Genomic DNA, 22,383 nt, shown 5'->3' with positions numbered 1-22,383 from the left:
TCGGTGTCCTCACCGCCAATTCTGACGTACTGCACCGACAAGCGGGCCCGCCCCGGGGTTTCCGGCACCGGTTTTCGTTCCTGTTGACAGCGGTGCCGCCGGGGGGCGACCGTGCTCGCCGTAGCTTTCTCCACTGGCGGCCCGGCCCATCCCGGCCGCCCCACCCGGCCGGCTCCCCCACCGGCAGAGAGCGAAGGCAACCGATGAACGACCTGGTCGGCAGGTACTTCGACGCCGCGATCGCCCACCTGGAGCGGGTCCGCGCGGAGGAGGCCGACACCATCGAGGCGGCGGCCGCCCTGCTGGCCGACGCGATCACCGAGGGTCGCCGGGTCTTCACCTTCGGCGCCGGGCACTCCTCGCTGCCGGCCCAGGACGTGGTCTACCGGGCCGGCGGGCTGGTCCCGATGAACCTGCTGAACGTGCCGGGGATGGCCGGGGTGACGATGATGCCCGCGCCGCTGGCCAGCGCCCTGGAGCGGGTCTCCGGGCTGGCCACCTCGACCCTGGACCTGACCCCGGCGACCAGCGGGGACCTGCTGTTCCTGATCTCGCTCTCCGGCCGCCAGGTGATGCCGGTGGAGCTGGCCCGGTACGCCCGGGACCGCGGGCTGCGGGTGATCGGGGTGACCTCGCTGGCCTACCCGGAGGAGGTGCCCTCCGCGCACCCCTCCGGCAGCTACCTGAAGGACCACTGCGACGTGGTGCTGGACAGCAAGGTCGCGGTCGGCGACGGCGAGCTGACCCACCCGGGGGCGGAGACCTCCTTCGGCCCGGTCTCCACCATCGTCACCAGCGCGCTGATGCAGGCCGTGGTCGCCTCCGCGGTCGGCCGGCTGGCCGACCGGGCCGCCGCCGGGGACGCCCCCGCACCGCCGCTGTTCCGCTCCGGCAACGTCCCGGGGGGCACCGAGTGGAACGCCAAGCAGATGGCCGACAACGCCGAGCGCATCCTCTACACCTACTGAACCGCCGATGACGGTGCGTACCGGTACCGCTACCCGACGTACCGGACAATCCACCGGGCCTTCCCGGCCATTGCGCGCCGCCCCGCCCACCGCCAGGCGTACCGGGAAGCCGCCCGGGGCAGGAGAGCCGAGGGACCGGAGCGACGGGTGGGGGCCGAGCATGGCGTCTGGTGCGGGACGGACCGCTTGGGTGCGCGAGCGGGAGCTGCTGCCCGAGTTCTTCTGGGCCGCCGACGCGGCCTCGCTGCGCGGCCAGCGGCGTTCGGTCCTGCTCTCCGCCTGGGAGCTGGCCCTGCTGCTGGCCGCCGCCGCGACCGGCTCGGCGGACGGCGAACCGTGGGCCTGGTCGGCGGCCGCGGCCTACCTGGGCGCGGTGGCGCTGGCGGTGGTGATCGGCCGGCAGAACCCGCAGGGCCTGTGGTACGAGGGCCGGGCGGCCGCCGAGTCGGTGAAGACGCTGGCCTGGAAGTTCGCCGTGCGGGCGGACGCCTACCAGCCGCCGCCGCGCAGCCTGCCGGACGCCGAGGGGCTGTACCGGTTCCAGTTGGAGCGGGTGCTGGGCGCCTTCCGGCACAGTCCGGTGGCGGTGCCCGCGCACGGGGTGGAGATCACCGAGGCCATGCGCGACCTGCGCGGGCAGCCGCTGGCGGTGCGCCGCGAGGTGTACTTGAACGAGCGGATCCGGGTGCAGCACGAGTGGTACCGGGGCAAGGCCCGCTACTGCGCCCGCGCCGGGTACTGGACCGGCGTGCTGGGCGTGCTGCTGCCGGCCCTGGGCCTGGTGCTGGCGGTGCTGCGGGCGCTCGGCGCGTTCGGCTACGACGCACTGGGCACGGTCTCCGCGGTGGCCGCCTCGGTCACCGCCTGGGCGCAGCTGCGCCAGTACCGCCCGCTGGCCGCCGCCTACGCGCTGGCGGCCGAGGAACTGGAGCTGATCCGCCTCCAACTCGCCCGGCTGGACCTGGAGTCGATGGACGCCGAGGAGATCTGGGCCCGGCTGGCCCGGGACGCCGAGGACGCGGTGTCCCGCGAGCACACCACCTGGCAGGCCCGCCGGGAGGTGCGCACCACCACTGACCGGGAGCACTGAGGAGGAACGCGTGGCGTTACGGATGGTCAAAACGGCGGACGGCCGCGCCCTCGCCGTCGAGTCCCTCGGCGACCCGCGCGGCCGTCCGGTGTTCCTGCTGCACGGCATGCCGGGCAGCCGGGTCGGACCGCATCCGCGCAGCACCGTGCTGTACCGGCTGGGGGTGCGGCTGATCTCGTACGACCGGCCCGGGTACGGCGACTCGACCCGGCTGTTCGGCCGCCGGGTGTCCCACGCGGCGGCCGATGTGCGCACCATCGCCGACGAGTTGGGGCTGGGCGGCTTCGCGGTGCTGGGCCGTTCCGGCGGCGGCCCGCACGCGCTGGCCTGTGCCGCGCTGCTGCCGGAGCGGGTCAGCCGGGTGGCGGTGCTGGTGGGCCTGGCGCCGCGCACCGCGGCCGGTCTGGACTGGTACGCGGGGATGACGCCGTCCAACGTCCGCGCCTACCGGGAGGCGGACCGCGGCCACGGGCGGATCGCCGACGCGATGGAGTTCCGCTCCCGGCAGATCAAGGACGACCCGGTCCGGCTGCTGAACGGGCTGCGCACCGAACTCTCCCCCGCCGACCGGGAGGTGGTGGCGGACAGCGGGCTGCGCGGGATGCTGCAGAGCAACTACCGGGAGGCGTTCCGGCACGGCGCGGACGGCTGGATCGACGACATGCTGGCCTTCACCGCCGACTGGGGCTTCGAGGTCGGCTCGATCGGGGTGCCGACCTGGCTGTGGCACGGCGCGGACGACCAGTTCTCACCGGTCGACCACTCCCGCTGGCTGGCCGACCACATCCCGGGCGCCGAGCTCTTCCTGGAGCCCGGCGCCGCGCACTTCGGGGCGTTCCGGGTGATGACCACCGCCCTGGCCTGGGCGGCCGGTTGACCCCGGACGGGGGTGGGCGGCCGGTCAGCCCCGGACGGGGGTGAGCGGCGCCGAACCGTCCAGCACCGCCAGGATGTTGTCCACCGCCAGGCCGCCCATCGCCTGCCGGGTGTGCACGGTGGCGCTGCCCAGGTGCGGGACGAGCACGGCGCGTTCCTGGGCCAGCAGCGCGGACGGCACGCTGGGCTCGTGCTCGAAGTTGTCGACGGCGGCGGCGAACAGCGCGCCGGACTCCAGCGCGGCGGCCAGCGCCTCCTCGTCCACCACTCCGGCGGTCATGCTGATCACCACGGCCCCGGGCGGCAGCAGGGCGAGCCGGCGGGCGTCCAGCAGGTGCCGGGTCTCCTCGGTGCAGGGGCAGGTGACGACCAGCACGGTGGAGGTGGCGAGCAGTTCCTCCAGCGGCTTCCACTCGGCGCCCTCGGCCTCCTCGGGCGGCAGCGGGCGGCGGTTGTGGTAGCCGACCGGCATCTCGAAGGCGCGGGCCCGGCGGGCCACCGCCTGCCCGATCCGGCCCATGCCGAGCACGCCGAGCGGGGTGCCGGCCAGTTCCAGGCCGAGCAGGAAGTTCGGCCCCCAGGTCCAGGGGGTGCCGGAGCGCAGCAGGCGCTCGCCCTCGCCGAGCCGGCGGACGGCGGCGAGCAGCAGCGCCCAGGTGGTCTCGGCGGTGGCGGTGGTGAGCACCCCGGGGGTGTTGGTGACCACCACGCCGCGTTCGGCGCAGGCGGCGAGGTCGATGTTGTGGTAGCCGACGGCGTGGTTGGCGACGATCTCCAGCTGCGGGCCGGCGGCGTCCAGGAACGCGGCGTCGACCCGGTTGTTCAGGGTGGTGAGCACGGCCCGGCGGCCGCGGACGGCGTCCAGCAGCTCGGCCCGGTCAAGCTCCCGGTCGGTCTCGTTGAGGGTGACGGCGTACCGGTCGGTGAGCCGTGCCAGGACGCCGGGGGCGGGGTGCCGGGTGACCAGGACCGGGGGCGGGGGCGGGGGCGGGGTGCTCATGCGCACCACCCGGTGACTCGCTCGCTGCGCTCGCTCATGGCTCGGCAGCGTACCCCGCCCCCTCCCGGATCACACCGGCTGCGGCTCCAGGTCGCGGTTGATCCGCTTCCAGCCGCGGGCGGCGACCGTGTTGGGGTGCTCCTCGCCGAACTGCCGGATCAGCTCGGAGATCGCCCGGGCGCGCAGTTCGGCGGCCTGGGTGTGCCGGCCGGCCGCGCGCAGGGTGATCGCCAGGTTGGCCTCGCAGGCCACCGCGTCCGGGTGCTGGGCCGAGTAGCGGTCGCACAGCCCGGCGTACGCGGCCCGGCCGAGCCGTTCGGCGACGTCGCTCTGCCCGTCGTCGCCGTAGGCGTTGGCCAGGTTGATCATCGCGTTGAGGGTGTAGGGGTGTTCCGGTCCGACCGATTCGGTCAGGCCGTCCACGGTGAGCCGGCCGCGGTCGATGGCCCCGGGGACGTCGCCGCTGCCGCGCAGGTAGATGCCGAGGTTGTTGGCGCAGGCCAGGGTGAAGGGGTGTTCGTCGCCGAACAGCCGGCGGTGGCCGTCGAAGACGGTGGAACAGAGGTCGCGGGCGGCCTCCTTGTCGCCGAAGGCGCTGTGGTCGGCGGCCAGGTTGAGCGCGCAGGCGAGCGCGTCGGGGGCGTCGGCGCCGTAGCGCTCCAGGTAGCGCTCGTAGGTCTCCTTGGTGATCCGGCGGGCCTCGGCGAGCTGGCCCATCCGGCGCAGCGAGACGGCCAGGGACTTGGCGTTGCGCAGGCTCTCCGGCAGGCCCGGGTCCAGCTGGCCGTCGCCGAAGTCCGTCATCACCTCCTGGAGGAGGTCCACCGAGCCCCGGTAGTCGCCGAGTTCGCGCAGGTCCCGGGCGAGGGCGGACTTGGTGATGAGGGTGTACGGGTGCTTGGGCCCGAGCACGGCGGTGCGCCGGTCCAGGGTCTCCTGGTCGAGTTCGCGGGCGGCCTCGCTCTCGCCGACCAGCCGGTAGTCGATCGCCAGGTTGTTGGCCATCGAGAGGGTGCGCGGGTTGTCGTCCCCGAACAGCTCCCGGAACTGGTCGAGGATCTCCCGGTCGAGGTCGAGCGCGGCCTGGAACTTGCCGAGCGCCCGGCGGTCGGCGCCGAGCGAGCCGGCGGTCATCAGGGTGTACGGGTGGTGTTCGCCGAGCAGCACCCGCTGGCGCTCCAGGGTGGACTCGTCCAGGGACAGCGCCTCGGCGTAACTGCCCTGTGAGCGGAGGACGTTGGCGAGCTGGAAGCGCAGCAGCAGGGTCTGCCGGTCGTCCTCGCCGAGCTTGCGGGTCCATTCGTCGTCGAGGGCGTGGCCGAGGTCGCGGGCGCGGTCGAGCTCGCCGCGCTTCCACAGGTAGCGGACCCGGTCGATGAGCAGCTGGCGGGTGTCGGCCTCGTCGCAGTTGTGCGCCTTGGAGGGCGACAGGTGGGGCCAGATCTCGTCGAAGGCGGGCCAGTTGGCCGGGTCGTCGGTGTCGCCGAGGACGGGCCGGGCGCCGGTGAGGATGCGGTGCACCTCGTGGACGGCGATCTCCTGCTCGTCGTCGGTCATCCCGGCCCGGATCACCGCCTGGACGAGACGGTGCACCTGGAAGCTGTTGCTGCCGGCGTCGACCTTGGCGAGCGCGTACCGGCCGATCGCCTGGATGACCTTGCCGAGCATGAACTTGTCGCTGAGGTCGGCGTCGAACTTCACCAGCGCGCGGATCATCTGGTCGCTGTAGAACAGGTTCATCGAGATCGGCTCGGGCGCGAAGAAGGCGCACAGCTGGAGCAGCCGCACGGCGGCCGGGGACTGCTGGCGCAGCCGTCCGATCGAGACGTTCCAGGTCGCGGCGACCGGGGTGGGGTAGTCGGTGGGGTGGTCGACGGCGAGGGCCCGGGCGGCCTCGGCGTGCAGTTGGGCGACGTAGGTGTCGACCGGGGTGCCGGTGGTGTCCAGCCAGGCGGCGGCGACCTCGACGGCCAGCGGCAGGTCGCCGACGGCCTCGGCGACCCGGTCGGCGTCCGGCCGGGAGAGGCTGCGGGCGCGCCGGCACAGGTGCTCGACGCTCTCGCCGCGGGTGAAGACGTCCACCTCCAGGGCCTCGGCGTGGCCGGTCCAGGCCTGGTTGCGGGAGGTGACCAGGATGTGGCCGGAGCCGCCGGGGAAGAAGCGGCGGATCTCGGCGGGCTCGTCGGCGTTGTCGAAGATCAGCAGCCAGCGCGAGGTGGGCACGCCGCGGCGCAGCGCCTCCCGGGCGGCCTCGGCGGCCTCGGTGACCGAGTCGCCGACCCGCAGGCCCAGCCGGCGGGCGAGTTCGGCGAGTGCCGGGGCGACCAGTTCGGTCTGTTCGGCGTCGATCCACCAGACCAGGTCGTAGTCGGACATGAAGCGGTGGGCGTACTCCAGCGCGACCTGGGTCTTGCCGACGCCGCCGAGCCCGTACAGGGTCTGCGGGGTGGGCAGGACGGCCGCCATGCCGCCGCGCAGCTGGTTGCGCAGCTGCTCCAGGACGGCGGCGCGGCCGGTGAAGGAGGGGTTGCGCGGCGGGACGTCCCAGACCGAGGGCTTGCTGCCGGGGAACCGGGGGCCGCCCGCGGGGGCGTCGTCGAGCACCGTGTCGCCGCGGCCGAGGGCGCGCAGCAGGCTCTGGATGGACTGGTTCTCGTCGCGGCCGACCAGGTCGACCGGGTTGCGGTTGCTGAACGGCGCGGTGAGCCGGACGTCGCCGACGCGCACCGGCAGCAGCTGGCGCCGGGTGCCGGAGGGGTCGGAGTTGACCACCGACTCCCACAGCGCCCGGGCCTGCGGGGAGCGCTGGTAGGCGGGCGAGAGCACGGCGACGGTGCGGAAGGCGGAGTCGATGCCGCGCTCGGTCTCCCCGCGCGGGTCGGTGCCGGCGCTGAGGTCGCGCGGCAGCACCCGGAAGCCGGCCCTGGTCAGCACGGACTCGATCCAGTCCGCCCACATCCGGTCCTCGGGCACGTAGGACAGGTACAGGTCGGCGGGGACGGACGGGCGGCGGCGGGTGAAGGCGTCCACGTAGCGCAGCCGCACCTCCTCGTCGACCGTCGGCAGGCCGCTGACCCGCCCCTCGGTGATCATCGAGGTGAGCCGTTCGCAGGCGGCCAGCATCGAGGTGGGGGTGCCGGTCTGGTCGCCGAAGGTGGCGAGGATCTCCTCGTAGGCGTAGAACGGCCGGTACGGGATCTCCACCGAGCCCCAGTAGCCGGCCAGTTCCTCACCGCTCAGGCCTGCGGGCAGGCCGTCGAAGCGGACCCGGGCGAGGGCCCGGCCGGCGTCCGCCTTCTCCTTCTCGCCCTCGTCGATGCGCATCGGGACGGGCAGGATGCGGATGCCGCGGTCGCGGTAGCGGTCGTGGATGTGCTGGGCGATCCGGGAGGCGCCGTCGATCGACTGGTCGCTGAGGGTGAAGCAGACCACGAGGTCGTCGGGCATCTGGACGGTGCAGATCTCGGCGATGTCGGACAGGCCGGTGCGGGAGTCGATCAGCACGTAGTCGTAGCGCTTGGCCATGTCGGCCTTGAGCGCGTCGAAGAACTGCCCGCCGTCGAAGCGGTCGTAGAAGATGTCCCAGTCGAGGTGGGTGACGGCCTCGGAGTAGTCGCGGTTGAACTGGCCCGCGGAGAGGAAGTCCAGGCTGCCGCCGGACGGGAAGTGCGGCCAGGAGAGGGAGAGCGCGTGCGGGTGCACCCGGGCGAAGTCCAGGTGCCAGCCCTCGGCGTGCTCGACCGGGCGCAGCGCCTCCTCGCGGTACTCGGCGATCAGGTCCATCATCCCGGTGGTGCCGGCGAGGGAGGCCGGGTCGAGGAAGGGGTGGAAGAACTTGGCGAGGCCGGGCGCCTCCAGGTCCCAGTCGACGGTGAGCACCCGGAAGCCGTTGGCGGCCAGGATCCAGGCGGTGTTGGCGAGGGCCATGGTCCGGCCGGTGCCGCCCTTGTACGAGTAGAAGGTGATGATCCGGCCGTTGCGGTCCTGTTCCGCGGCCTGCCGGGCGGCCTCCCGGGCCGCGGCCAGTTCGGCGGCGCCGATGCGGAAGTTCCTGGTGGTGTTGTCGCTCATCGGTTCGGTCCTCCCAAGGGCGCCATCCCGTCATCGGGGTCATCGCCGTCGTCACGGTCGTCGCGGTAGTGGCGGTCGTGCCGGTCTGCGTGGTCCGGATCGTGCTGGTGGTCAGGATCGTGCCCGTGGTCGGGGCCGCGGCGGGGAGCGCGGTCGGGATCTCGGTCGGAGTCGCGGTCGGGGGTGCGGTCGCGGTCGGGGGTGCGGCCGTAGGGGTCCGGTCCGTCCGGCTCGTCCGGTTCGTAGGGCTCCGAGTGGTGCCCACCGAAGCCGTCCGTCCCGTACGCCGCCGGGCCGCGACGGAAGGCCTCCCGCAGGCTCGGCCGGGGCGTGGGCGGTTCCTCCGGTTCGGCTCTGGTGCGGCCCTCGAAGGCGTACTTGGCCTTCATCGCCGCCCGGGGCAGGGCGTCGTCGAAGTCCTCCAGGGTGTTCAGCCCGGTCGGGCCGGTCACCCCGAGGAAGCTGGGCCGGCTGGCGCGCCGGGTGATCCGCAGTATCTGGTCGCTGAGTTCGACGAGCTCGCGGCCGCTGTCGTCGCAGTCCGGGTCGTCGCTGTTCCACGGCTCCAGCACGCTGACCCAGGTGGCGTCGCAGCGGTCGAAGCGGCGGACCAGCTCGCGCCGGTGCGGGTCGCGCAGCGCCCACCGGTCCAGCAGCAGCAGCCCGGGGGCCTCGGCGTTGCCCTCGATGATCGACTCGACCTCTTCGTCGAACTCGTGCACCGTCGGCTGGAACCCCAACTGCCGGGCCAGGCGCACCGCGTGCTGGGCGATCGGCGAACCGGCCGGGCGGTAGGGGTGCCAGTCGGTGCGCCGGGCGCCGTAGAAGTCGGGGTTGCGGTCGGTGGGCAACTCGCCCTGGTGGTAGGCGAGGACGGAGATCCGCAGCTGCTTGGTCGGGGCGGTCACGTTGAAGGCGCTGGGCAGCCCGTTGAACTCCAGCCGGCGCCCGACCGGGATCACCGTCTCCTCCGCCACCTGGACGATCCGCGCCGCCAGCCGGTGCACGGCCAGTTCGTAGGCGGCCCGGAAGTAGCTGAGCTTCATCAGCGCGTACAGGCCCTCGGTGGCGTAGTCGGGCCCGAACCCCGCGTGGTTGAACTGGAGTTCGCTGGCCACCTTGGGCAGCCGGTAGCGGCTCATCGGCGCCCACAGCACCGGGACGATGCCGCTGGTGCGTTCCGCGTCCATGGTCGCCGGGTAGACCGGGCGGCGGGTGAAGGCGTGCCACTCCTGGCCGCACGGGACGCTGTTGAAGTACCGCGGGGAGTACAGCGGCACGAACACCCGGCAGGTCGCCAGTTCCTCGGACAGCCGCTCGGCCCACAACTCGCCCTGGTGCATGGACTCGTCCATGAACCCGACCGGCACCCCGGCCGGAACGGTGGTGAGTTGGAGCACCGCCTCGCACAGGTCGCGGTACAGCTGCCGGACCCAGTGGTTCGGGTCGCCGGCGCCGCGCGCACCGGACTTGGGGGTGTGCGCGTAGGAGAGGAAGAAGTACGGCCGGGCCTCGTCCTCGTCCCAGCCATGGTCGTTCACACGCGCCTCCCCCGGGCCCGTCGGCAACCTGGTTCCCGCAGCCCCCGTGCGGCGGGGTCTCAGTGTAGGAACGACTGACACCCCAATGGAATAGCACAACGACTCGCACGAATTGACATGACCGAAACGATGCCGCCGCCGTACTCGCGGACCAGTACCCTCGTTGCGGCCGCGCCACGCACAACGGGAAGAGGAAGAAATGGACCACCTCACCTGGCAGAAGTCCAGCTTCGTCGAGGACGGGACGAACTACCTGGAGATCGCCTCCGACGGGGACCTGGTCCACATCCGCGAGTCCGACAACCGCGAGCTGGTCGTCACCACCACCCGCGCCAAGCTCAACGCCTGGATCCTGGGCGCCAAGGACGGCGAGTTCGACCACTTCGTCGGGCTCTGAGCGGATCGGTCCGGGTTCTCTCCGGCCGGGGTCCGGACCGGGTCAGTCCGGGTAGCGGGCGGCCAGCGCCCGCACGGTGGCGACGATCCGGTCGCGCAGCTCGGCCGGTTCGAGCACCTCGACCTCGGCGCCGAGGCGCAGGAACTCCCCGTGGGCGTGGTCGATCGACTCGATCGGGATCCGGGCCAGCGTCCAGCCGCCCTCCCCGTCCTTCCCCGCCTCCCCGTCCTCCCCGGCATCCAGGCCCTCCCCGGCGTCCGGGCCCAGGCGCCGGGCGCCCTCCGGGCTGAGCCGCACCAGCGCCTCCCCGGTGTGCAGCCGGGCCCGGAAGTCCGCCAGGTACGCCTGCCAGTACGCGTCCAGCGCGAAGCCGTCGGGCAGGGCGAACTCCTCCTCCAGCACGTGGAGTTCCAGCACCTGGTCGACCCGGTAGGTGCGCACCCCGGACGCCCCGCCGGCCACCAGGTACCAGCGGCCCGCCTTGAGCACCAGCCCGTACGGCTCGACCCGCCGCTCGATCTCCTCCGGCGCCCGCCAGCGCCGGTAGCGCAGCAGCACCGCCCGCCGCTCCCACACCGCCGCGGCGACCGCCGCCAGGTGCGGCGTCCCGTCCGCGCGGCCGTACCAGCCGGGGGCGTCCAGCAGGAAGCGCTCCTGGATCCGTCCGGCGTGCTCGCGCAGTTCGGCGGGGAGCGCGGCCCTCAGTTTGAGCTGGGCGGTGGCGAGCGCCCCGCCGAGGCCGAGGTCGGCGGCGGTGCCGGGGAGCGCGGCGAGGAAGGCGGCCTGCGCCTCGTCGGCGGTCAGCCCGGTGAGGCGGGTGCGGTAGCCGTCGACCAGCCGGTAGCCGCCGGCGTGCCCGGCCTCGCCGTACAGCGGGATGCCGGCGGCGGCGAGCGCCTCGACGTCCCGGTAGACGGTGCGGACGGAGACCTCCAGTTCCTCGGCCAGCTGCCGGGCGGTCAGCCGGCCGCGGTTCTGGAGCAGCAGGAGCAGGGTGACCAGTCGACTCGCGCGCACACCCGGCAGTATCCACTGACAGAGGATGTCAGTGGAGTGCCCCTAGCCTGCACCGCATGAACGACTTCGACTTCCTGCACGGCTCCTGGGACGTGGCCAACCGCCGCCTCAGTGCGCCGCTCACCGGCGGCGGCACCTGGGAGGAGTTCCCCGGCCGCGCCGTGGTCCGGCCGCTGTTCGGGGGCGCGGGCAACATCGACGAGATCCGCTTCCCCACCCTCGACCGCCGGGGCGCCACCCTGCGGCTGTTCGACCACGGGACGCGGCAGTGGTCGATCTTCTGGTCCGACAGCCGCACCGGCCGGCTGGACCCGCCGCTGGTCGGCGGCTTCACCGGGGACCGGGGCGACTTCTACGGCGAGGACGAGCACGCCGGCCACCCGATCCGGGTGCACTTCACCTGGCACCGCCTCGGCCCGGACACCGCCCGCTGGGAGCAGGAGTTCTCCGCCGACGGGGGGCTCGACTGGGAACCGAACTGGACGATGGACTTCACCCGCACCGGCCCGGCCTTCGAGGGGCTGGCGGCATGAGCCTGATCGTCGAACTGCGCCGGTACACCCTGCACCCCGGCGCCCGGGAGACCCTGATCGAGCTGTTCGAGCGCGAGTTCGTGACCGGGCAGGAGGCCGTCGGCATGACCCTCGGCGGCCGCTTCCGCGACCTGGACGACCCGGACCGCTTCGTCTGGCTGCGGGCCTTCCCGTCCATGTCCGAGCGCCGGCGCGCCCTGGAGGCCTTCTACGGCGGCCCGGTCTGGCGGGCGCACCGCGACGCGGCCAACGCCACCATGGTCGACAGCGACGACGTCCTGCTGCTGCGCGGCCCGAACTACCTGCCGCCCGCCGGGGCCCGCGAGGTGCTCGCCACCGTCTGCCATCCGGCCCCGGACGCGGACGCCTTCGACGCCTGGGCCGCCCGCCACCTCGGCGCCGGGCAGGCGCTGCACCGCACCGAGCACGCCGAGAACGACTTCCCGGCACTGCCGGTGCGCACCGGCGAGGACGTCCGGGTCTGGTTCGGCCCGGCCCCGGCACCCCCGCCGGGGGCGTGTCAGCTGCTCCGGCTGGAGCCGGTGACGGGCTGAACCACCGGGCCCGGTTCCCGGTGCGCGGGAAGTCGGCCGGGCCGGTCAGGCCTCCAGGTCGACCGGCGGGCCGTACCAGTACGTCCTTCCCGGCCGCGCGTCCTCCGGTTCGCCCGTGTCCAGGTCGATCTCCGCCCCCGAGGCCGTCCACGCGGCCATCGTGCCGCCCCACCCGGCACAGGCCGAGGCGTAGTCCGGCCGGTACTCGACCCCGCCGGGTGCACCGGGCCGGGACCTGAACACGACCGTCAGCCGCTCCCCCGCGGGCACCTCGTAGCGGCTCCCCATCGGCTCGAACACCACCGTCAGCGGCTCGTCGGCGCCCGCCGCCACCACGACGCGCTCCTCCACGAGCGCCGCCGCCCGGCGTCGCCACCTGTTCCTCGCCCACGTGATCACAGGACCGATTGTGCCGCGGCCGCTGCACAGGAAGTCGGCCGGACCGACTTCCCGTGCAGCGGCAGCCCGAAGGGTCAGGCCCCTTCGGGCAGCAGCGCGGCGACCTCGGCCAGCACCCGGGCCGCCGGGGCCGGGTCGACCAGCCACTTCAGGTGGCTGCCGGGCAGCGTGCGGACGTCGTAGCGGTTGTCCGGCGTCAGGGCGTCGCCCTCGCGGATCATCCGGTCCTGCATGGCGGGCGGGATGCTGGCGTCCTCGGCCAGCCGGACGTACGTCCGGGGGATGCGCCCCCAACTGTCGCGCTGCGCCCGGTCCTCGGGCGTGCCGGTGTCGAGGTTCTCGTCGGGCTGGAAGGTGTTGAGGAAGGCCAGGAACTGCTCGTCCGTCCCGTCCGCCAGGAACGCCGCCTTGAAGCCGGCCAGGACGGCCGGGTCCGCGGTGCGGAAGTTGCAGCGCAGCAGCCCGAGTTCGACCGGGTTGCCGGCGAGCGCCGCCGCCATCGCCGCGGCGTCGACCGTGGCCATCTCGGGCTCGGCGTAGTAGCCGCCGACCGGGAGGTCGACCGGCGCCCAGGCGGAGACGTAGACGATGCGGTCGATCAGATCGGGCCGCCGGTTCGCCGCGACGGTGGCCGTCAGGCCGCCTCGGCTGTGCGAGACCAGGACGACCGGCCCGTTCCGCTTGGCCCGCTCCAGGATCCCGATCAGGTGCGCGACGTTGTCGGCGAGCGTGACGCCCTTGATCACCCCCGGCGCGACGGCGAGTTCGGCGAGGTCCTGCGGCGCCTGGTAGGCCCGCGGGTACGTCGCGGCGAAGCCGTGTCCCGGGAGGTCGACGGCGACCGAGCGGTGCCCGAGCAGACCCAGCTCGGCCTGGAGCGGCGCGAACGAGAAGGAGTTCGCGAAGGCTCCGTGGACCAGTACGAACGTCGGCTGCATCTGTTCCGTCTCCCTGCCCCCAGGGGACGGCATGCGAACGACCGGCCCCGACCTGCGGCCCACCCTACTGACGCAAGATCAACCGCGCCAGGGTCGACGACCCCTCGCCTGCGCACTTCCCTGGGCGACTCACGGACCGACGAGCGCCGCCAGTTCACCGGCCGACTCCGGGGTCAGCCGGTAGAAGCCCTGGAGGCTGACGAACCGTTCGAGCCGCCCGTCCACCACGTACTTGAGGCCGCGGACCCTGCCCCGCTGGTTGCGCCAGGTGAGCTCCCCCAGCCGCTCCCCCGGGATCGGCAGGTCGAAGCGCACCGGCGTCGCGTCCACGTGCACCGCCGTGGCACCGCAGCCGCCCGCGCCGAGGGCCGACCACTCCAGGTGCCCGGGAAAACCCGGGTCGCGCCACGACTCCGGGGCCGCGCCGCAGCAGTCGCCGCGCTCCAGGTCGACCACCCGCATCCGGCTCACCACGAACACCTCGCAGCGGTCGACGTTCAGGGCGTACACCTCGTCCCCGACGCGGGCGCCCGACCAGGCGGGCAGCGACTGGTGCGTCCCGCTGAAGGCGACCGGCGGGCGCTCGCCCTCGCGGCCCGCCTGGCGCAGGGCGCGGCAGGTGTTCTTGGTCCAGAGGACGGTGAAGGCATCGGACATGGCGCCGATCGTAGGAGCGTGGTCCGACAGGCCGGACCCGGATCCCCGCCTCCGTTGTCCGCGCCCCTTCCATCGGTCACGCCGTCACCCCATCGCGTCGTCACCCCGTCACGCGACCAGGCGCAGCCAGGCCGCCGCGAGCGCGGCATGACCGGCGGGGGTCGGGTGGACGCCGTCCGCCGACCAGTGCTCCGGTGTGGCCGTCGCGGCGAGCGCGGCGAACATGCCGTCAGCGGCCAGCAGTTGGGCGCCGTACCGGCCGGCAAGCCGGCGGACGGCCTGGATCTTCGGGTCCAGGTCCGCGCGCCACGCCGCGCGCTCCCGCGCGCCGATGAGCACCGGGCCGACGCCCGCCTCGACGACACCGCCGACCGGCAGCAGGAACGGCTCGATGAGGACCAGTTCCGCGCCCGACTCGGCGAGGGGTGCGAGGAGGCGGTCGTAGCCCGCCTCGAACCGTTCGGCGGAGATCACGTACCCCTGGGGGTCGAGGGTGTGCCAGCCCATGTCGTTGGCCCCGACGAGGACCGACACCACGTCCGGGCGCGCGTCGAGGACGTCCTGCCGCCAACGGGCCTCCAGGTCCATGACCTTGTCGCCCGCGTTCGCGGTGTTGCGCCAGACGACCGGCCGGTCGGGGTGCCGCAGGCCCCACTCGCCCGCCACCCGCAGCGGGTAGCCGGACCCGAGGCCGTCCGCGCTGTCCCGGCGCCCGCAGTCGGTGATCGAGTCACCGGCGAACAGCACGGTGCTTCCCGGCCGGATGGTGATCGTCATGCGGGTGCTCCTCTGGAATCGGGGAAGGGCGAGAGACGGCGCGCTACCTCTCGAAGGTGCCAGGCCGCACTGTCGCCCGACCGGCAGCGCACCGGCAGGCGGCCGTCATCGGGCCGCCGCCAGGCCACCGTCGGACCGCTGTCGCCGGGACCGGCTCAGGAACGTACCCCGGCTGCGGTCAGCCAGTCGTCGATCGGCACCCGGCAGGTGTTGAGGATCCCCGCGACGGTCCGGTACGTGCCCACCAGCGCCAGGGCGATCAGCAGCTCGGGGTGGTGGCCGATGACGGCCGGCACGTCGGGCATCGGGCGCCCGTCCAGCACCTCGGGCCGACCTCCGTGAGCCGATTCATGCCAACGGCAATTCGGGAAGGCCTGGTTCACGGCAACTGCTCCGGCATCACGGCGCGCGCAGGAAGTCGACGGGATCGACTTCCTGCGCGTAGGCAGCGAGCGCCCGGCCCGCCCTAGCGAACCGGCGCCCGCATGCCGAGCCACTGCTCGGCGTCCCAGGCCTCGAAGCGCTCGACCTCCACGAACCCCAGCCTCTCGGCCAGCCGCATCGACGCGACGTTGGCACTCTGCGTGGTGAGCACCACCGGCTCCCCGGGGAGCGCGCCCGCGAGCCAGTCGAGCGCCGCCGTGCACGCCTCGGTGGCGTACCCGCGCCCCCAGGCCCGCGGCAGGAACAGGTAGCCGAGGTCGGCCTTCCCATCGGCCGCCGGGCGCCGGTGGCCCGTCGCCCGCCGCAGCAGCACCTGCCCGATCATCGCGCCGTCGAGCTCGACCACGAAGTTCCCGGGCCACCCCTCGGGCTCCTCGGGCACCACCCGCTCCAACTCGTCCCGCGCCCGGGCACCGCCGAGGTAGGTGTGCACCTCCGGCGAGGCGTGCAGGTCGATGAACGTCGCCCGGTCCCGGGCCTCGGGTACACGGAGCACCAACCGCTCGGTCCTGATCGGTTCGGGCGGCCAGACCACACCTTCAAGATCGTCCATCCGTCTACGCTAACAGCCGCCATCGGACCAACCCACCGGTACCGGAGACGAGTTGAGGAACCCCGGCCACCGGTCGCGCGGCGGACCGCCCGCGCTACCCGCGGCCGCGCAGGAACCCGTCGGCGAGGTCGACGGCCTCCCGGACCGGCACCAGCCGGCAGTCCGCCGCCCCGATCCGCCCGACGCCGACCCCCGCGGCCGCGCCCAGCACCCGCTCCCCCAGTTCGGCGAAGTGCAGGTCGTCCAGGTCCGGGGCCTCGAAGACGGTCCAGCCGTCCGGCCCGACGCAGCGGTACTCCCGCAGCCGCACGTCCGGCTGCCGCAGGTCCGCGAGGTGGAAGGCCGTGAAGCGGGCCATCCCCACCCCGAGCATCAGCGTCCGGCCGTCCAGCTCGTACAGCCGCCCGAGCGGCGAGTCCGGGCCCAGGTGGGAGGTGAGCAGGTGCCGGGCGGTGATCTCGCCCGCCCGCGGCCCGAGCGCCGCCCAGGAGGTCTGCGGGTGGCCGCTGCGCAGGGCGCCGGGCCGGGTCCGGACGGCCTCCGAGAGCGCCCCCATGGTGGGTGAGGCCGGGGTGGTGCGCGGGTCGAACCGCGGCATCCGCGCCCGGTACCCGGCCACCTCCGGCGGCGACATCCCCGCCACCGCGGCCTGGTAGATCCGCGAGGTCGAGGAGTTCTCGGGGGTGGCCGTGTACGCCACCAACGTGCCGTCCGGGCCCAGGACTTCGAGCAGCGCGTCGACCACGCCGCCCGCCCCGCCCGCGACCGGCCCGAGCGCCCGCAGCGACGCCTGGACGTGCAGCACCATGCCCGCCCGGACGCCCAACCGGGCGAACCCGTCGGCGAGATCGGCACCGGAGATCATCGACAACCCCTCCTCCTCGGACCGCACACCCCTACACCCCTACCCGCTGCGCCCCGACCCCGCGCCTCAGACCTCGGCCGGGCTCTCCCGGCGCGCCCGCTCGGCGTCCCGTTCCGCCGCCGCCGGCAGCGCGACGGCGAGCCACGGGGCGACGCTCTCCCCCATGCCCTCCGCGAACCGCAGGCCGAGCCCGGTCAGCGCCCCCGACCCCGCCAGCCGCTCGACGGCCTCCGCCGTGTACCGCCGCCAGAGCGCGAACTGCGCCCGCGCCCGGTCCGCCGCCTCCCCCGCCAGGCCGTCGTACGCGGCCGTCCGGGTGCCCCAGTACTCGGTCACCGCCAGGTGCGCGTACGTGCCCTGGAGCAGGCCCTCCAGCGGGCGCGGATCGGGCCGCCAGGGCGCGAAGTACAACCGGTCGTCGGCCCGGTCGTACAGGTCGAACAGGTCGAGCACCGCCCCGAGCTTCACGTGCTGGAACTCGTGCGCCAGCAGCAGCGCCAGCGTCGGCGCCGTCGCGGGCCGGGCGATGCCCACCGCGCCGTACGCCTGCCGCGCCGCCGAGCTGACGTCCCGCCCGGCCGGCCCCGGCCGCAGCGGGGTGACCGTCCCCAGCCCGGCCCGGATGCCCTCCGCGTAGCCCGGCAGGTCCCGCCCGAGCAGCTCCCAGGCTTCCCGCAACGCGCCCGTCCAACCCAGCAGTTCGGCCTCCGGCAGGCGTTCGGCGACCGGGTGGTCATGGCTGTCCCGCAGCGGGTCGAGGTCCTCCAGCGCGACCGTCCAGCCCCCGGCCAGCCGGACCCGCCGCACCGCCCGGTCCAGCCCGGTGCGGACCGACCCGTCGGCGGCGCGCACGGTCGGCCCGTCCGCCCGCCCGGTCACCACCGCCTCGCCGTCCGGCACCCCGACCCACCCCAGCGTCGGCAGGTACAGCCCCCGACCCCGGGCCGGCACCGCGACCGCGTCCCCCCGCCCGGCCCGCACCGCCGCCGCGGCGGCCAGCGCCGCCATCGGCCCCAGCCCGACCGACAGGTCCCCGGCCAGCCGCCGCGCCGCCCACGCCCGCGCGTACGGATGCCCCAGCACCGCGTCCACCGCCGCCGGTGCCGCCACGTCCAGCTCCGACAACAGCTCCCACGCCTCCGCCCGCCCCTGCCCGGAGGCGTCCCAGGCGGCGGCCAGCATGGCCCGGGTGAGCGAGAGTTGGGACGTCCCGAGCGCGGCGACGGTGTCGGCGCCGCCGTAGCCCCGGGCCAACTCCCCGAGTTGGGCCGGAGTGAGCGGGGCCGACAGCAACGGCTCACCGCCCTGGGCGGGCACCGGGGCCGCCCCGGAGGGCGAGCCGGCGGTCGAACCGCCGCTCCCCGCAATACCGTTGATGAGGGTCATGAGGTCCCCGCAGTAGACGGAGGGATTGTCGAAGGCGTTGTCCGCCCGGTAGCGGTGGGCGTACAGCCCGCCGCCGCAGGCGCGGACCACCGGGCAGGCCCGGCAGGTCGCGCTCAGTCCGGCCAGGCCGGACTGGCGGGCGGCGATGCCGGGGTGCCGGGCGAGGTCGTCGAGGCTGTGCGCGAAAACGTTCATCCCGGTGACGGGCGCACCGTCGTACGCCGTCTTCAGGCTGTCGGCCTGCTCGAAGGTCCCGTCCGTCTCCAGCACCGCGAGGTCCGAGGGCTCCAGCCCGAGCGACTCGGTGAGGCTGGAGAGGCCCCGGACGGTCCGGTGCACGGACTCGAACGTGCGGACGGCGAAGGGCCGCCGGTCCGCCTCCCACAGCCGGTGGACGGCGAGCAGCCAGTCCGCGTACGGCGTGTCCGCGGAGCCGCCCGGAAGCCGCTTCGGCGGCTCCTCCCAGGTGGCGTGCGGGAGCAGGAAGTCCACGGCGGGAGGCTGGAGTTCGGCCAGCGCCCGGTAGACGGCCACCGGGTCGTTCTCGATGTCGATGGTGCACAGCAGCCCGGCGTACAGGTGCCGGTACTCGGGGCGGTTCAGCAGCGCGACCGCGCGCAGGACCTGGGGGTGGCTGCTGCGCCCGTCGGCGAAACGCCGGTGGCGGTCGTTGGCGACCTTGTCGCCGTCCAGCGAGATGCCGACCTTGAGGTCCAGCTCCGCGAACAGCGCGCAGAAGGCCTCGCTGAGCAGCACGCCGTTGGTGTGGATGCGGAGGTCGAGGGAGCAGCCCGGCGGGAGCGCTGCCCGGAGCGCCTCGGCCGCGCGGCGCAACCGGTCCGGGCCGGCGAGCAGGGGTTCTCCCCCGTGCAGGACGACCCGGACGGCGGACAGCCGGTGGGCGACCGCATGCTCGCCGATCCGCTCGGCGGCCTTGGCCAGGATCCCGTCCCCGATGACCTTGGGACGGGAGCGCCAGCTGCTGTCCGCGTGCTCGTAGACGTAGCAGTGGTCGCAGGCGAGGTCGCACCGACTGTGCATCTTGACGACGAATTGCGTCAGGGGCACGGGAATTCGCGTCATCATGGGTGTGGCAGGTTCAGCTCGGCCTGGGTTCCGTTCCGGTGTTCCGGAGCCGGTCAGATCGAGGAGTTGAAGGCCGCGACCGGCACGAGGCCGGATTCCGCGCCGGGGAGGGCGCGCTGCAGCCGAGCGGCGAGTTCCTCCGCCCCCAGGGCGGCGAGCTCGGCGAGGGACGGGCGTTCCGGCGTCTCCTGAGTGTCAGTGAGGTTGCCGGCCGGCCTGGTGCTGATTACCGGAGTCATATTCGTTTCCTTAGGCGCGGTTAGGACCTGCCGAGTCCGGGTAGGTCACCCGGTTGCGACCAATGTAGTGCCCGCGAGGACTCCGCGCGGCACCTTGCCCCCTCAAGTTGGTCTGCCCAGCCAGTCGACGCCGTACCACGGCGCGCGAAAGCCTGAGAATTCACCCGTTCAGCGGTCGCGCGCTTCGCCTTCGCGCCCGCCGAAACGCGTTGACCGGAGCAGGCGTTCGAGCCCTTCGACCGTTCCCGCACGGGCGCACGCCGGGCGCGGCGGTGGCGGCTCCGGGTCTACCGCCGGGGCCGGTGGCACCACCGGCCGTGGGCGGCGACTCCCGGGATCCACCGGCTCAGCCGCCCAGCGCGGCCAGCGCGCGCACCAGCTCCTCGGTGAACTCCACTCCGCGCGGGGTGAGTTCACCACATCCCAGCAGGGTCCCGGCCGCCGTCAGGGTGTGCGCCCGCCATCGGGCGAACTCCCGTTCCGCACGCTCCGGTTCACTCACCCCGGCGGCCGCCTCGGCGGACCAGAACGACGCCACGCCGAGGTGCGCGTACGTCCCCTGGAGCAGCGCCCCGGCCGGGCGCAGGTCGGGGCGCCAGGGGGCGTGGTAGACCGCCGGGCCGTTGGGGCGGTGCAGCGGCACCAGGTCCATCAGGGCGCCGAGTTGGAGGTGCAGGAACTCGTGCACCAGGGCCAGTGCCAGCAGCACCGGATCGGCCGGCAGCGAGGCCGCCACCGTGCCGTACGCCCGCCGGGCGGCGGCGCTGACCGCCGCCCCGTCGGGGGCCGGCCGCAGCGGCACCAGGACGGCCACGCAGGCCGCCACCGCCTCCGCGTGGCGCCGGTGGCGACGCACCAGGACCTCCCAGGCGGCCGCCAACCGCTCCTCCCACGCGCGCAGTTCGGCCGCGGACAGCGGGCCGAGCGGGGGCCTCCCGTAGTCCACCCGGCGCGGCCCGCGGTGGTCGACCAGCGGTGCCCAGCGCAGTCCGTCGCACTCCAGGTCGAGCACCGGCGAGGCGTCGGCCCGCAGGAAGTCGCCCAGCCCGTCCAGCGGCGCCGGCCCGCCGAGCGACAGCGCGCGCAGCCGGTCCGCCGCCCAGGCGTCCAACTCCGGCCGCAGCAGCACCTCTTCCCAGCGGGCCCGGTCGGCCCGCTGGAGCGCGCACACCTCGCCGTACACCGCCCGGTAGCCCTCGTCGTGCGGAGCCGCCCGGCGCAGCGCCAGCAGCAGCAGCGCCCGCTTGCTCAACTGCCCCCCGCGCAGCAGTCGCACGGCCTCCGGACCGCCGCGCGCGCCCGCGATCGCCCGGAAGGTCGCCCGGTCCAGGGCGTGCCGCGGCAGCCCCTCGGCGGCCTGTCCGTCAGCCGAAGACCCGCGCGCGCCCGGCACCCCGGCCGCCACCGCCTCGCCCGTATCCGTCACCGATCCGTCCTCTCCTCGCAGCCCGAACGACCGGACCCCGGTCGGCCCGATCGCCGGGAACCTCGTGCCCGCGGAGCCGCGCACCCCGACCACCGGCGCCCCCGGACCGGACGTGCCGGAGTCCGGAACCGGCCTCGACGCCCACCCGGTCCGCCCACCCGGTCCGCCCGCAGTCTCCCCGCCCGGCGGCGGCTCAGCCGGTCCCCGCCCGCGCATGACCCGGACGGGTGAACCAGGCCCGGCCCACGGCCGCCCGGAGGGCACCCGGTGGCCCCGCTACCGCCGCCGCCCGGCCCCGGCCAGCTCCGCGACCCCGGCCCGCAGTCTCGCCGCGATGTGCCGGATCAGCCGGTCCAGGTCCGCGCAGTACACCGACGGGTGGGCGAACCCCCCTCCGACTCCCCCGTCGAACCTGCCGTCGAGCCCACTGCCGAGCCCGCCGCCGAAGCCTCCGCCGTCCCCGCCGGTGCCCACGTCCCGGCCCTCGTCACCCGCCCAGCGGTGGGCGTAGAGACCCCCGCCGCAGACCCGCACCAGCGGGCAGGCCCCGCACACCGGCCCGAGCCCGGCCAGGCCCCGCTGGCGGGCCCGGAAGGCCGGGTGGACGGCCGCCTCCGCGAAGGCGTGCCGCCACACGTCCAGCCCCGTCCCGGCGGCCCCCTGGTAGGCCACCTTCAGGCTGTCGGCCTGTTCGATCGTGCCGTCCGCCTCGACCACCACCAGGTCCACCGGCGCCAGGCCCACCGACTCGCTGGCCGCCCGCCCGCCGAGCAGCAGCACGGACAGCTCCTCGAACAGCCGCACCCCGGTCTCCCGGTACGGCGCGTCGTACCAGCGGTCGAAGGCGGCGATCAGCCACTCCCCGTACGGCGCCGGCTCGCCCCCCGACGGCGGGCCGAGCGGCAGGCCGCGCCGCACCCCCGCCGGCTGCGCCCGCCAGGTGGCGTGCGGCAGCAGCAGGTCGAGCCGGGGCGGGGCGAACTCCAGCAGCGCCTCGTAGGTGGCGACCGGGTCCGCGGCCAGGTCGACCACGCACAGCAGCCCGGCGAACAGCTCCCGGTGCCGTTCCGAGCCGAGCAGCCGCACCGCCGCGGCGGTCCGCTCCCAGCTGCCCGCCCCGGAGGGCAGCCGCCGGTGCCGGTCGTGGTCGGCCGGCGTGCCGTCCAGCGAGACCGCCACACCGACCCGGTACCGGTGCAGCACGTCGAGCAGCACGGGTTCGTCCAGCAGCCGCAGCCCGTTGGTCTGCAGGGTGAACCGCACCCGCGGCCCGGCTGACGCCAACTCGGCCAGCAGGAAGTCCAGATGGGCCGCTCCGACGAGCAACGGCTCGCCGCCGTGCAGCACCACCGACACCTCGTCGAGCCCCTGCGCGGCGGCGTGCTCGGCGATCCGCCGGGCGGTGCGGCGGACGGTCGCCGGTTCCATCCGCCGCGGCCGGTCGCGCCAGCTCTGGTCGGCGCCCTCGTACATGTAGCAGTAGTCGCAGGCCAGGTTGCAGCGGCTGTGGATCTTCAGCAGGAACTGCCGGAACGGCACCATGCGCGTGAACCTAGCACCGCCCGG

The 22,383-nt window shown here is 74.4% G+C and carries 21 protein-coding genes; 6 read left to right on the top strand and 15 right to left on the bottom strand.

All coding sequences use genetic code 11. The features are described 5' to 3' along the window. Nucleotides 1-203: 203 nt before the first annotated feature. From AB0O91_RS22775 to AB0O91_RS22765, 3 genes are all read left to right on the top strand, one after another. Nucleotides 204-968: an SIS domain-containing protein gene (locus AB0O91_RS22775; RefSeq protein ID WP_363435992.1), complete on the top strand. Its 765-nt coding sequence runs from the start codon at nt 204-206 to the stop codon at nt 966-968. Nucleotides 969-1,158: 190 nt separating this feature from the next. Beyond that, complete coding sequence (locus AB0O91_RS22770; RefSeq protein WP_363435991.1) at nt 1,159-2,058, top strand: DUF4231 domain-containing protein; 900 nt, start codon at nt 1,159-1,161, stop codon at nt 2,056-2,058. Between the two features lie 22 nt (nt 2,059-2,080). Continuing rightward, complete coding sequence (locus AB0O91_RS22765) at nt 2,081-2,935, top strand: alpha/beta hydrolase (RefSeq protein WP_363436053.1); 855 nt, start codon at nt 2,081-2,083, stop codon at nt 2,933-2,935. Nucleotides 2,936-2,959: 24 nt separating this feature from the next. Here AB0O91_RS22765 and AB0O91_RS22760 read toward each other — a convergent pair whose 3' ends face one another. The 3 genes from AB0O91_RS22760 to AB0O91_RS22750 all read right to left on the bottom strand — a co-directional run bounded on the left by AB0O91_RS22760 (nt 2,960) and on the right by AB0O91_RS22750 (nt 9,546). After that, the gene (locus AB0O91_RS22760) at nt 2,960-3,934 is read right to left on the bottom strand and encodes a D-glycerate dehydrogenase (RefSeq protein ID WP_363435990.1); all 975 of its coding nucleotides are present in this window, start codon (nt 3,932-3,934) and stop codon (nt 2,960-2,962) included. A 69-nt stretch (nt 3,935-4,003) separates the two neighbouring features. Beyond that, complete coding sequence (gene fxsT, locus AB0O91_RS22755) at nt 4,004-7,861, bottom strand: FxSxx-COOH system tetratricopeptide repeat protein (protein ID WP_363436052.1); 3,858 nt, start codon at nt 7,859-7,861, stop codon at nt 4,004-4,006. 140 nt (nt 7,862-8,001) lie between these two features. Beyond that, the gene (locus AB0O91_RS22750; protein WP_363435988.1) at nt 8,002-9,546 is read right to left on the bottom strand and encodes a TIR-like protein FxsC; all 1,545 of its coding nucleotides are present in this window, start codon (nt 9,544-9,546) and stop codon (nt 8,002-8,004) included. A gap of 199 nt (nt 9,547-9,745) precedes the next feature. Here AB0O91_RS22750 and AB0O91_RS22745 point away from each other — a divergent pair, with 199 nt between their 5' ends. Next, nucleotides 9,746-9,943, top strand: coding sequence for a DUF397 domain-containing protein (locus tag AB0O91_RS22745; protein WP_363435986.1), 198 nt, complete (start codon nt 9,746-9,748; stop codon nt 9,941-9,943). 42 nt (nt 9,944-9,985) lie between these two features. Here AB0O91_RS22745 and AB0O91_RS22740 read toward each other — a convergent pair whose 3' ends face one another. Then, complete coding sequence (locus AB0O91_RS22740) at nt 9,986-10,960, bottom strand: YafY family protein (RefSeq protein ID WP_363435985.1); 975 nt, start codon at nt 10,958-10,960, stop codon at nt 9,986-9,988. A 56-nt stretch (nt 10,961-11,016) separates the two neighbouring features. Between AB0O91_RS22740 and AB0O91_RS22735 the strand changes: the two genes are divergently transcribed. Next, complete coding sequence (locus AB0O91_RS22735) at nt 11,017-11,493, top strand: hypothetical protein (RefSeq protein ID WP_363435983.1); 477 nt, start codon at nt 11,017-11,019, stop codon at nt 11,491-11,493. Beyond that, complete coding sequence (locus AB0O91_RS22730) at nt 11,490-12,047, top strand: NIPSNAP family protein (protein ID WP_363435982.1); 558 nt, start codon at nt 11,490-11,492, stop codon at nt 12,045-12,047. Before AB0O91_RS22735 ends, AB0O91_RS22730 begins: the two co-directional genes overlap by 4 nt. 45 nt (nt 12,048-12,092) lie before the next feature. Here AB0O91_RS22730 and AB0O91_RS22725 read toward each other — a convergent pair whose 3' ends face one another. The 11 genes from AB0O91_RS22725 to AB0O91_RS22675 form a co-directional block, all read right to left on the bottom strand. Next, nucleotides 12,093-12,446 (bottom strand): hypothetical protein, encoded by a 354-nt coding sequence (locus AB0O91_RS22725; protein ID WP_363435980.1) that lies wholly within the window; start codon nt 12,444-12,446, stop codon nt 12,093-12,095. 74 nt (nt 12,447-12,520) lie between these two features. After that, nucleotides 12,521-13,384 (bottom strand): alpha/beta fold hydrolase, encoded by an 864-nt coding sequence (locus AB0O91_RS22720; RefSeq protein WP_363435979.1) that lies wholly within the window; start codon nt 13,382-13,384, stop codon nt 12,521-12,523. A 129-nt stretch (nt 13,385-13,513) separates the two neighbouring features. Beyond that, nucleotides 13,514-14,041 carry a hypothetical protein gene (locus tag AB0O91_RS22715; RefSeq protein ID WP_363435977.1) on the bottom strand — a complete coding sequence of 176 codons (528 nt, stop codon included), beginning with the start codon at nt 14,039-14,041 and terminating at the stop codon, nt 13,514-13,516. A 108-nt stretch (nt 14,042-14,149) separates the two neighbouring features. Further along, nucleotides 14,150-14,818, bottom strand: coding sequence for a GDSL-type esterase/lipase family protein (locus AB0O91_RS22710; RefSeq protein ID WP_363435976.1), 669 nt, complete (start codon nt 14,816-14,818; stop codon nt 14,150-14,152). Between the two features lie 155 nt (nt 14,819-14,973). Beyond that, nucleotides 14,974-15,123: a hypothetical protein gene (locus AB0O91_RS22705; RefSeq protein ID WP_363435974.1), complete on the bottom strand. Its 150-nt coding sequence runs from the start codon at nt 15,121-15,123 to the stop codon at nt 14,974-14,976. A 161-nt stretch (nt 15,124-15,284) separates the two neighbouring features. After that, the gene (locus AB0O91_RS22700) at nt 15,285-15,815 is read right to left on the bottom strand and encodes a GNAT family N-acetyltransferase (RefSeq protein ID WP_363435972.1); all 531 of its coding nucleotides are present in this window, start codon (nt 15,813-15,815) and stop codon (nt 15,285-15,287) included. A gap of 94 nt (nt 15,816-15,909) precedes the next feature. Then, on the bottom strand, nt 15,910-16,680 hold the full coding sequence (locus AB0O91_RS22695; RefSeq protein ID WP_363436050.1) for an AAC(3) family N-acetyltransferase: 771 nt from the start codon (nt 16,678-16,680) through the stop codon (nt 15,910-15,912). Between the two features lie 66 nt (nt 16,681-16,746). After that, the gene (locus tag AB0O91_RS22690) at nt 16,747-19,134 is read right to left on the bottom strand and encodes an FxsB family cyclophane-forming radical SAM/SPASM peptide maturase (RefSeq protein WP_363435970.1); all 2,388 of its coding nucleotides are present in this window, start codon (nt 19,132-19,134) and stop codon (nt 16,747-16,749) included. A 71-nt stretch (nt 19,135-19,205) separates the two neighbouring features. Further along, complete coding sequence (locus tag AB0O91_RS22685; RefSeq protein ID WP_363435969.1) at nt 19,206-19,391, bottom strand: hypothetical protein; 186 nt, start codon at nt 19,389-19,391, stop codon at nt 19,206-19,208. A 346-nt stretch (nt 19,392-19,737) separates the two neighbouring features. Continuing rightward, nucleotides 19,738-20,817, bottom strand: a complete 1,080-nt coding sequence (locus AB0O91_RS22680; RefSeq protein ID WP_363435967.1) for an HEXXH motif-containing putative peptide modification protein — start codon at nt 20,815-20,817, stop codon at nt 19,738-19,740. 276 nt (nt 20,818-21,093) lie between these two features. Then, nucleotides 21,094-22,359 (bottom strand): FxsB family cyclophane-forming radical SAM/SPASM peptide maturase, encoded by a 1,266-nt coding sequence (locus AB0O91_RS22675; protein WP_363435965.1) that lies wholly within the window; start codon nt 22,357-22,359, stop codon nt 21,094-21,096. Nucleotides 22,360-22,383: the final 24 nt, after the last annotated feature.

This window comes from Kitasatospora sp. NPDC089797 (assembly GCF_040684795.1).
In the GTDB taxonomy this organism is placed as follows: domain Bacteria; phylum Actinomycetota; class Actinomycetes; order Streptomycetales; family Streptomycetaceae; genus Kitasatospora.
This window is presented reverse-complemented; position numbering and strand designations above follow the sequence as displayed.